Here is a 10,102-nt window from a genome sequence, read left to right as displayed (position 1 = left end):
GTCATCTCCTCTGGAGTGGGAGGTGCGCTCGGGGTGCGGGGCAGGCATCAGGGGCATGGGAGCCCGACGACTCGCGGCTGACTGTGATCTCGGCCCAGCAGCGCTTGCCCGACGGGGTCGGTTCGACTCCGCAGTGATCGGCGAGGGCTGCGACGATGAACAGTCCTCGCCCGCTCTCGTCGGCCGTGTCCGGCAGGCTTGGGCTCGGCAGCTTGCTGCTGGAGTCGCAGACCTCGATCCGAAGCGCCGTGCCGCTGAGCCGTGCAGCCACGGACACGGGACCGTCGCTCGCGTGCTGAACCGCGTTGGCGATCAACTCGCCGGCCACCAGCTCTGCGCTGTGCAGCGTGTCGGCATCGAAGCCCGTGTTCCAGCTCCGTATCTCAGCCGCGATCTGCCGCCGCGTTTCAGCGGCAGCCAGAGGCGTTCCGGATACGGAAATACTGAGTTCGTGCGCTTCCATGAGCGACCTCCTGGTCGGGATCGGCCACTCCAAGAAACCGGGTCGCGGTGGTCGGCAGCGAGGCTGCTTGCTGCCGCTGCATCGCTTATGCACGTCCTGCATCACTGCCAAGTGCGGTTCAATTACGCTCGGTTGAGCAGGCAGGATCGGCGACGGCAGGAGGAGCCGTGGCGCAGATGGCCGACGCACAGAGCGAAGCGAGACGGATGGGCGAGGCGATCCGCCGAGCGCGGGTGTTACAGAGGCGCTCACAGGCGGAGGTGGCCCGAGTGCTGGGCTATCACCAGTCGAAGGTGAGCCGCCTGGAGGGCGGCCGAGGAACCGAGGACGCCCGCGTGCTGCGCGAGGTCGCGCGCGTTCTCGACATTCCGTTGCACAGCCTGGGCCTCAGTACGGCCCCGGAGGCCAGTCCCACCGACACCGAGACCGAGAACATGCACCGCCGTACTTTCCTCGCCGCGGGTGTAGCCGCACTCGCGGTTCCGGCGGCACCTACCGCCGCTCAGCACGCACTTGTCCAGGCACTCCTCCCGGGACCCACCCTCGACGCCACCAGCCAGAGCATGGCCCCGGCAGAGCTACGAGACCGGGTCACCGCGGTGCGCCGGCTGTTCTGCACCTGCGACTACGCAGAACTCGTCGGCACCCTTCCGGGCCTGATCGCCGACCTCCGGCAGGCCGTCGGCTCCAGCCCCGGATCGGCAGACTTCTCCGGCCTCCTGGCTACGGCGTACCAGACCTCGGTGAGCCTGCTGCTCAAGCAGGGCGACCACGGCAACGCATGGCTTGCCGTCGGCCGCGCCATGGCCGAGGCCGAACGTTCCGACGACCCGGTGGTCCTCGCCTCCAGCGTCCGCGTCCACGCGCACGTCCTGGCCCGCGAGAAGCACACCGCCCAGGCGATCACCCTCGTCCGGCACACCGCCGACCAGCTCACCAGCGCATACGACCAACGCTCCCCGCGGTACCTCGCAGCACTCGGACTCCTTCTGCTGCGCGGCGTCACCGCCGCCAGCGGCGGCGGCAACAGGTCCGCCACCCAGGAATTCCTCTCGGAAGCCAAGGAAGTCGCGCGCTACGTCGCCCTCGACCGGCCGGACGCCTGGGCCAACTTCAGCCCCACCAACGTGGCGTTGCACGAGGTCAGTGCCGCTGTCGCCTTCGGCGACGCCGGCATCGCCCTGGAGGCCGCGCGTCCACTCATGCGCCGCCACATCCCCGTGCCCGAGCGACGCGCGGCGCTGTGGGTCGAGACCGCCCGCGCCTACAGCCAGCAAGGACGGCTGGCCGACGGGTACCAGGCTCTGCGCATCGCTGAGAGCTGCGCGTCCCAGGACATCCGCCGCCCCGCTGTCCGGGAGCTGGTCGCCGACATGGCCGCACGCGATCGTCGCCGTACCCTGCCTGAACTGCATCACTTCAGCCGTCAACTGGGAGTCCCCGCGTGAGCGATCAGCCCGACCAGCAGACCAAGAAGCCGTTCCTGTACGTCGTCGTCTGTGCGGCCGGAATCGCCGGCGACGTCGGCAAGCTGATCACGGCTGCCCAGGAGGCGAATTGGGACGTGGGCGTCATCGCCACCCCGCAGGGCCTGGGCTTCATAGACGCGGCGGCTGTCGAAGCCCAGACCGGCTACCCCATCCGCTCGACCTGGCGCTCACCCGGCGATCCTCGCCCGCTGCCGCCCGCCGACGCCATCGCGGTGGCCCCGGCCAGCTTCAACTCGATCAACAAGTGGGCCGCAGGAATCTCCGACACCCTTGCCTTGGGCATCCTGTGCGAGGCGTATGGATTCGGCATCCCTACCGCCGTCCTCCCGTACCTGAACTCGGCCCAGGCCGCCCACCCCGCATACCGCGAGAGCCTGCAGAGGCTGCGCGGGATGGGCGTCCTGGCTGGCTCGTACAAACCCCACAAGCCCAAGGCCGGCGGCGGGGCGGACCGCTTTCGCTGGGAGGAGGCCCTGGAACTGCTCACCCCCAGGCTGTCCGCGCAGACATGATCATCGCCGCCGCGCTTTAGACGCCTGCGGGAGCGGGACGGTTGCTGCCGCGTGGACCGGAGCAGCGGGGTGCTGTGCGGCGCTTCAGGCTTGTGCCGCGCGCGCTCGATTACTGGGCACCGGCCTTTGGGCGCGGTGCTGGATGCGCCAGGTGAGGCTGCCATGTGGAATCGATGCAGGTCGGGGCCACGCTTATGGCACGCGGCGTCGAAGTGGTCCAGACAACGCGCGAGGCCCAGGTCTCTGACCTGGGCCTCAACTATGGAGCAGGTGACGGGAATCGAACCCGCGCTCTGACCTCGGGAAGCTCAGCCCTTGAGGGCCTTGTCGATCGCGGCGTTGAACTGCTCGACCGTCATGGGCGCGTTCTTGCTGCCCGCCGCGACTATCTTCTTGCCGTCCATCTTGAGCGTCGGCGTGGCGCCGACCCCGCTGTCGTCGAACGCGTCCGACATCTTCATCGCCCAGCCGTCGAAGGTCCCGTCCTCGACGTTCTTCTTGAACTCGCTGTTGCTCTTGAGCGCGGCCACGGAGTCGGCGACCTCGAGGAGATAGGAGTCCTTGGAGAACTTGTCGTCGGTCTCCGCGGGGTGGAACTTCGTGGAGTACAGGGCGGCCTTGTACTCCATGAACGCCTCGGGGCTCACGTTCAGCGCCGCGCCGAGCGCGCTCAGCGCGTTCTTCGACCCCTCGCCGTTGATGGACTTCTCGCCGTCGATGAACGTGGCGCCGATGTACTTGATCTTGTACTTGCCGGCGTCGATGTCCTTCTTGACCGTCTCGCCCGCCGCCTGCTCGAAGGTCGCGCAGACCGGGCAGCGCGAGTCCTCGTACAGCTCGAGCGTCTTCTTGGCGGCCGGCTTGCCGATGACGACGGTCGTCCCGTTCTCGCCCTCGGTGTTCTTCGGCGCGGTGACGTTCTTCTTGCTGCTCACCGACTCCCAGTGGGTCGGCTTGTTGGCCTGCATGACGCCGTAGGCGACGCCGCCCGCCGCCGCGATGACCGCGACGGTCGAGCCGATGACGACGAGTTGCCGGCGGACCTTGTCCTTCTTGGCCTGACGCTCACGCTCCACGCGCAGTCGTTCGCGGGCCGCCGCCTTGTTGGCCTGGCTGTTGCGTGCACTCATGATCATTCACTCCGGTACGGGAAACGGGAAAGGGACTACGGGCTCAGGCGAAAACTGCTGCCGAGCGCGGAGGTCCCCTCCGTCCGACGAAGTGCACCAACAGACGGGTACGGGAGGTACGGGGTCGGCGCAGCGCGGGAAGCGCCGCACGGCGTACGGTCCGGTGCGCGGCCCCCACCGCGGCGACCGCGAGAAGCAGCGGCCGGAACGCGAAGGCGCCCACCGCCCGCACGAGTCCGGCCAGTGCTGCCTCACCGCGCCGCAGCCAGGCCGCGGCGAGCAGCCCGACCGACACATGGGCGGCGAGCAGCAGCCAGGGCAGGGCGGGGTCGGGGGAGTTCAGCAGGGCGGCCGCGCCGCCCTGGCCGGCGGGAGCAGACATGCCGGGCAGCGGCACACCGACGCCGGTGCTGCCGCCGCCGCACAGCACGTCGAAGCCGACCGAGCGCAGCGAACCGGTGACCGGTCCTCCGGCGGGGCCGTAACAGACATGCTGGCCGGTGGTGAAGACGGTGTCCGCGGCCAGTTCGAGGGGGACGAGCAGTCCCGCGATCCGCCAGAAGCCGCGCTCCCGGCCCGACAGTGCGAACGTGACGCCGAACACGGTCCCCGCGACGAGGGCGAGCGTGGTCAGCGGCAAGGGAACCCGGGACAGCAGCACATGGGAGGCGGCGGACAGCGTCACGACCAGTGCCGTGAAGATCGCCGCCCGCAGCCCCCTGAGCTGCATCCCGGATATGTCCATCACGTGGGAGTGTCCCATGTGTTCCTGTAAGGGGCTGCTAAGGATCCGGACGGCCTCGTCGTGACCCTCTCAACCGCACGATCTCATCCGCGACGCCCCTGGAGAGACGACGTGGAGAGACGACGTGGAGACGACGCGGAGACGACGCGGAGGGACGTCCTGGCGATCCGGTCGGCCCTAGAGACCCGGGATCCGGCCATTGCGGAACAGGTCCACGAAGGTCTGGTGGTCCGCCCGCGCCCGCGCGCCGTAGCTGTGCGCGAACTCCACCAGCAGCTCGCCGAATCCTTCCTCGTCGGCCGCGATCGCCGCGTCGATGGCGCGCTCCGTGGAGAACGGCACCAGCGAGTGGCCGCTTTCGTCGTCCGCCGCCGCATGCATCGTGGCCGTCGCCCGGCCCAGGTCCGCCACGACCGCGGCGATCTCCGCCGGGTCGTCGATGTCCGACCAGTCCAGGTCCACCGCGTACGGAGAGACCTCGGCCACCAGCTGGCCGGTGTTGTCCAGCTCGGTCCAGCCCAGCCACGGGTCGGCGTGGTCCTGGAGCGCGCGCTGCGAGATCACCGTGCGGTGGCCCTCGTGCTGGAAGTACGCGCGGACGGCCGCGTCGTCGATGTGCCGGGACACCGCGGGGGTCTGCGCCTGCTTCATATAGATCACGACGTCGTTCTCGAGGGCGTCACTGTTGCCCTCCAGCAGGATGTTGTACGAGGGCAGGCCGGCCGAACCGATGCCGATGCCGCGGCGCCCCACCACGTCCTTGACCCGGTACGAGTCGGGCCGGGTCAGGCTCGACTCGGGCAGTGTCTCCAGATAGCCGTCGAAGGCCGCAAGCACCTTGTAGCGGGTGGCCGCGTCCAGCTCGATGGAGCCCCCGCCGGGCGCGAAGCGGCGCTCGAAGTCGCGGATCTCGGTCATCGACTCCAGCAGCGAGAAGCGGGTCAGCGAGCGGGCCGCCCGCAGCACCCCCAGCAGCGGGCCCTCGGCCGTGTCCAGCGTGAAGGGCGGCACCTCGTCGTTCTTGGCTCCGGTGGCCAGGGCGTGGATGCGCTCGCGGTAGGCGGCGGCGTAGATCCGTACGAGCTCGGTGATCTGCTCGTCACTCAGCGCCTTGGTGTAGCCGATCAGCGCCAGCGAGGCGGACAGCCGCTTCAGGTCCCAGGTGAAGGGGCCGACGTACGCCTCGTCGAAGTCGTTGACGTTGAAGATCAGCCGGCCGTTGGCGTCCATGTACGTGCCGAAGTTCTCGGCGTGCAGATCGCCGTGGATCCACACCCGGCCGGTGCGGTCGTCCAGGAACGGGCCGCCGTGCTGCTCCTGCTCCAGGTCGTTGTAGAACAGGCACGCCGTGCCGCGGTAGAAGGCGAAGGCGGAGGCGGCCATCTTCCGGAACTTGACCCGGAAGGCCGCGGGGTCGGCGGCCAGCAGCTCGCCGAAGGCGGTGTCGAATACGGCGAGGATCTGCTCGCCGCGCTGCTCAGCGCTGGGCTGCGGTACCGACATCGCTGGGTGCCTCCTGGTGCGGGACATGCATGATGTGCATGGCAAATGGGACAGCTGTTCCGTCCCCTTCCAACGCACGAAGGTACCCGGGAGTGCCCGCCGGTTGTCGGTGCCAAGACGTAGACTTCCACGCTGTCCCCCCAGACTGTCCGCAGCGCCGGGGACCCGGGGTTTCCCCGGGAAAACACAGTGCTCAACGTTCTCCGGAGGCCTTCCGCCGTGACCAAGCCGCCTTTTACGCACCTTCACGTCCACACCCAGTACTCCCTGCTGGACGGTGCCGCGCGGCTCAAGGACATGTTCGACGCCTGCAACGAGATGGGTATGTCGCACATCGCCATGACCGACCATGGCAACCTCCACGGCGCGTACGACTTCTTCCACCAGGCCAAGAAGGCCGGTGTGACGCCGATCATCGGCATCGAGGCGTATGTGGCGCCGGAGTCCCGGCGGAACAAGCGCAAGATCCAGTGGGGCCAGCCGCACCAGAAGCGGGACGACGTCTCCGGCTCCGGCGGTTACACCCACAAGACGATCTGGGCGCACAACAGGACCGGTCTGCACAACATCTTCCGGCTCTCCTCCGACGCGTACGCCGAGGGCTGGCTGCAGAAGTGGCCGCGGATGGACAAGGAGACCATCGCCCAGTGGTCCGAGGGGCTGATCGCCTCCACCGGCTGCCCCTCCGGCGAGCTCCAGACCCGGCTGCGCCTCGGCCAGTTCGACGAGGCCCTCAAGGCCGCCTCCGAATACCAGGACATCTTCGGCAAGGACAAGTACTTCCTGGAGCTGATGGACCACGGCATCGAGATCGAGCGCCGGGTCCGCGACGGTCTGCTGGAGATCGGCAAGAAGCTCGGCATCCCGCCGATCGTCACCAACGACTCGCACTACACCTATGCGCACGAGGCGACGGCCCACGACGCCCTGCTGTGCATCCAGACCGGCAAGAACCTCTCGGACCCGGACCGCTTCCGCTTCGACGGCACCGGCTACTACCTGAAGTCCACCGACGAGATGTACGCCGTGGACTCCTCGGACGCCTGGCAGGAGGGCTGCGCCAACACCCTCCTGGTCGCCCAGCAGATCGACACCGAAGGCTGGTTCCAGGAGCGGAACCTGATGCCGAAGTTCGAGGTCCCCGAGGGCTACACCGAGGTGACCTGGTTCCGCGAGGAGACCATGCGCGGCATGGCCCGGCGCTACCCCGGCGGCATCCCGGACGACCGGCTCCAGCAGGCCGAGTACGAGATGGGCATCATCATCGACATGGGCTTCCCGGGGTACTTCCTCGTGGTCGCCGACTTCATCATGTGGGCCAAGAACAACGGCATCGCGGTGGGCCCGGGCCGAGGCTCCGCGGCCGGCTCGATCGTCTCGTACGCCATGGGCATCACCGACCTCGACCCGATCGAGCACGGTCTGATCTTCGAGCGGTTCCTCAACCCCGAGCGCATCTCCATGCCCGATGTCGACATCGACTTCGACGAGCGCCGGCGCGGTGAGGTGATCCGGTACGTCACCGAGAAGTACGGCGCCGACAAGGTCGCCATGATCGGTACGTACGGCAAGATCAAGGCGAAGAACGCCATCAAGGACTCCGCCCGGGTCCTCGGCTATCCGTACGCCATGGGCGACCGGCTCACCAAGGCGATGCCCGCCGATGTGCTCGGCAAGGGCATCGATCTCAACGGCATCACCGACCCGAAGCACCCGCGCTACAGCGAGGCGGGCGAGATCCGGGGGATGTACGAGAACGAGCCGGACGTGAAGAAGGTCATCGACACCGCCAAGGGCGTCGAGGGCCTGGTCCGTCAGATGGGTGTGCACGCGGCCGGCGTGATCATGTCCAGCGAGACCATCACCGACCACGTCCCGGTCTGGGTCAGGCACACCGACGGCGTGACCATCACGCAGTGGGACTACCCGAGCTGTGAGTCGCTCGGCCTGCTGAAGATGGACTTCCTGGGGCTGCGGAACCTGACCATCATGGACGACGCCGTCAAGATGGTGAAGGCGAACAAGGGCGTCGAGCTCGACCTGCTCGCCCTCCCGCTGGACGACCCCACGACGTACGAACTGCTCTGCCGCGGTGACACGCTCGGCGTGTTCCAGTTCGACGGCGGCCCGATGCGTTCGCTGCTGCGGCTGATGAAGCCCGACAACTTCGAGGACATTTCCGCCGTCTCGGCCCTGTACCGGCCGGGCCCGATGGGCATGAACTCCCATACGAACTACGCGCTGCGCAAGAACGGCCAGCAGGAGATCACGCCGATCCACCCCGAGCTGGAGGAGCCTCTCAAGGAGGTCCTCGGCCTCACCTACGGCCTGATCGTCTATCAGGAGCAGGTGCAGAAGGCCGCCCAGATCATCGCGGGCTACTCCCTCGGCGAGGCCGACATCCTCCGCCGCGTGATGGGCAAGAAGAAGGCCGACGAGCTGGCGAAGAACTTCGTCCTGTTCCAGGCCGGCGCCAAGAAGAACGGCTTCAGCGACCAGGCCATCCAGGCGCTGTGGGACGTGCTGGTCCCCTTCGCCGGGTACGCCTTCAACAAGGCGCACTCCTCCGCGTACGGTCTGGTCACGTACTGGACCGCGTATCTCAAGGCCAACTACCCGGCCGAGTACATGGCCGCGCTGCTCACCTCGGTCAAGGACGACAAGGACAAGTCCGCGGTCTATCTGAACGAGTGCCGTCGCATGGGCATCAAGGTGCTGCCGCCCAATGTGAACGAGTCGCAGTCCAACTTCGCCGCCCAGGGCGACGACGTGATCCTCTTCGGCCTCTCCGCCGTCCGCAACGTCGGCACGAACGTCGTCGACTCGATCATCCGCTGCCGCAAGTCCAAGGGGAAGTACGCCAGCTTCCCCGACTTCCTCGACAAGGTCGAGGCCGTCGTGTGCAACAAGCGGACGGTCGAATCACTCATCAAGGCAGGCGCCTTCGACGAGATGGGCCACACCCGCAAGGGCCTGGTCGCCCACCACGAGCCGATGATCGACAACGTGGTCGCGGTCAAGCGCAAGGAGGCCGAGGGCCAGTTCGACCTCTTCGGCGGGATGGGCGACGAGGAGACGAGCGAGCCGGGCTTCGGGCTCGACGTCGAGTTCTCCGACATCGAGTGGGACAAGTCGTATCTGCTCGCGCAGGAGCGCGAGATGCTCGGTCTGTACGTCTCCGACCATCCGCTCTTCGGTATCGAGCATGTGCTGTCCGACAAGACGGACGCCGCGATCTCGCAGCTGACCGGCGGGGAGCACTCGGACGGCGCGGTCGTGACCATCGGCGGCATCATCTCGGGTCTGCAGCGCAAGATGACCAAGCAGGGCAACGCCTGGGCGATCGCCACCGTCGAGGACCTGGCGGGCTCCATCGAGTGCATGTTCTTCCCCGCGACGTATCAGCTGGTCTCGACCCAACTGGTCGAGGACACCGTGGTGTTCGTCAAGGGACGGCTCGACAAGCGCGAGGACATCCCGCGGCTGGTCGCCATGGAACTGATGGTTCCCGACCTCTCCTCGGCCGGCACCAACGCGCCGGTGATCGTCACCATTCCGACGGTGAAGGTCACCCCGCCGATGGTCACCAGGCTCGGTGAGATCCTCAGCCACCACAAGGGCAACACCGAGGTACGGATCAAGCTTCAGGGTCCCCGCAAGACCACGGTGCTCCGGCTCGACCGGCACCGCGTCCAGCCGGATCCGGCCCTCTTCGGAGATCTGAAGGTGCTGCTCGGCGCATCCTGCCTGGCAGGCTGACTCCCCTACCCCGTACCCGTACTCCCCGACGCCGCAAGGGGCGCGCCCGTCGTCACGGGCGCGCCCCTTGCGCGGTCTGCCGGCGCGATCAGTTGTGGCCGAAGCGCCGCTGGTGCTTGCGCGCAACGTCCGCCGGGCTGCCCTGGGCCTGTGACTGGGGCCGAACCTGGGACTCGTAGGCGGTGGACTTGGCCTGCTCGCCGCCGCGTTCGGCGGCCGGCGAGCGGTCCTGCTGCTGTCCGCTCTGCTTGCGATTCTTGTTCTTGGCCATGGTGTGCCTCCTGTGGAGTTCTCGGGGCCAGGGCCGCGACCAGACTCACATATGCAGCCTACTGCCGCATTTCGGATCATTGCAGTGCGTAAGATGCCCATGTCACGCCATGCGTCGGGGCATCCGCCACGCCGATGATCGAGTTCCGGCCGTTAACCCTCGCGTGGTCGGGCAGACTCGAAGGAAACCCGGAACAATCCCCGAACCGGAACCTTCCCCGATCCCGAAG

At 67.7% G+C, this 10,102-nt stretch carries 8 protein-coding genes; 3 read left to right on the top strand and 5 right to left on the bottom strand.

Annotated elements, in window-relative coordinates; translation table 11 throughout:
- Window position 1: 1 nt before the first annotated feature.
- On the bottom strand, window positions 2–463 hold the full coding sequence (locus tag OG883_RS21670; protein ID WP_266543335.1) for an ATP-binding protein: 462 nt from the start codon (window positions 461–463) through the stop codon (window positions 2–4).
- A gap of 176 nt (window positions 464–639) precedes the next feature.
- Between OG883_RS21670 and OG883_RS21665 the strand changes: the two genes are divergently transcribed.
- Together OG883_RS21665 and OG883_RS21660 are read left to right on the top strand one after the other, a co-directional pair.
- The gene (locus OG883_RS21665; RefSeq protein WP_266543334.1) at window positions 640–1,911 is read left to right on the top strand and encodes a helix-turn-helix domain-containing protein; all 1,272 of its coding nucleotides are present in this window, start codon (window positions 640–642) and stop codon (window positions 1,909–1,911) included.
- Window positions 1,908–2,465 carry a flavoprotein gene (locus OG883_RS21660; protein ID WP_266543333.1) on the top strand — a complete coding sequence of 186 codons (558 nt, stop codon included), beginning with the start codon at window positions 1,908–1,910 and terminating at the stop codon, window positions 2,463–2,465. The genes OG883_RS21665 and OG883_RS21660 overlap by 4 nt, the downstream gene beginning before the upstream one ends.
- A gap of 308 nt (window positions 2,466–2,773) precedes the next feature.
- Here the strand turns inward: OG883_RS21660 and OG883_RS21655 are convergent, their stop codons facing one another.
- From OG883_RS21655 to OG883_RS21645, 3 genes are all read right to left on the bottom strand, one after another.
- Window positions 2,774–3,595, bottom strand: a complete 822-nt coding sequence (locus tag OG883_RS21655) for a DsbA family protein (protein WP_266543332.1) — start codon at window positions 3,593–3,595, stop codon at window positions 2,774–2,776.
- Window positions 3,596–3,638: 43 nt separating this feature from the next.
- Window positions 3,639–4,340: a hypothetical protein gene (locus OG883_RS21650; RefSeq protein WP_266549298.1), complete on the bottom strand. Its 702-nt coding sequence runs from the start codon at window positions 4,338–4,340 to the stop codon at window positions 3,639–3,641.
- A 177-nt stretch (window positions 4,341–4,517) separates the two neighbouring features.
- Window positions 4,518–5,843, bottom strand: a complete 1,326-nt coding sequence (locus OG883_RS21645; protein ID WP_266543331.1) for a DUF2252 domain-containing protein — start codon at window positions 5,841–5,843, stop codon at window positions 4,518–4,520.
- Between the two features lie 219 nt (window positions 5,844–6,062).
- Here OG883_RS21645 and dnaE point away from each other — a divergent pair, with 219 nt between their 5' ends.
- Window positions 6,063–9,602 carry a DNA polymerase III subunit alpha gene (gene dnaE / locus OG883_RS21640; protein ID WP_266543330.1) on the top strand — a complete coding sequence of 1,180 codons (3,540 nt, stop codon included), beginning with the start codon at window positions 6,063–6,065 and terminating at the stop codon, window positions 9,600–9,602.
- An 88-nt stretch (window positions 9,603–9,690) separates the two neighbouring features.
- Here the strand turns inward: dnaE and OG883_RS21635 are convergent, their stop codons facing one another.
- Entirely contained in the window at window positions 9,691–9,873 is a 183-nt protein-coding gene (locus OG883_RS21635) for a hypothetical protein (RefSeq protein WP_266543329.1), read from the bottom strand.
- Window positions 9,874–10,102: the final 229 nt, after the last annotated feature.

This window comes from Streptomyces sp. NBC_01142, assembly GCF_026341125.1.
Classification (GTDB): domain Bacteria; phylum Actinomycetota; class Actinomycetes; order Streptomycetales; family Streptomycetaceae; genus Streptomyces.
Note: the sequence above shows the minus strand (reverse complement) of the source record. Positions and strands in the feature narration are given on the sequence as shown.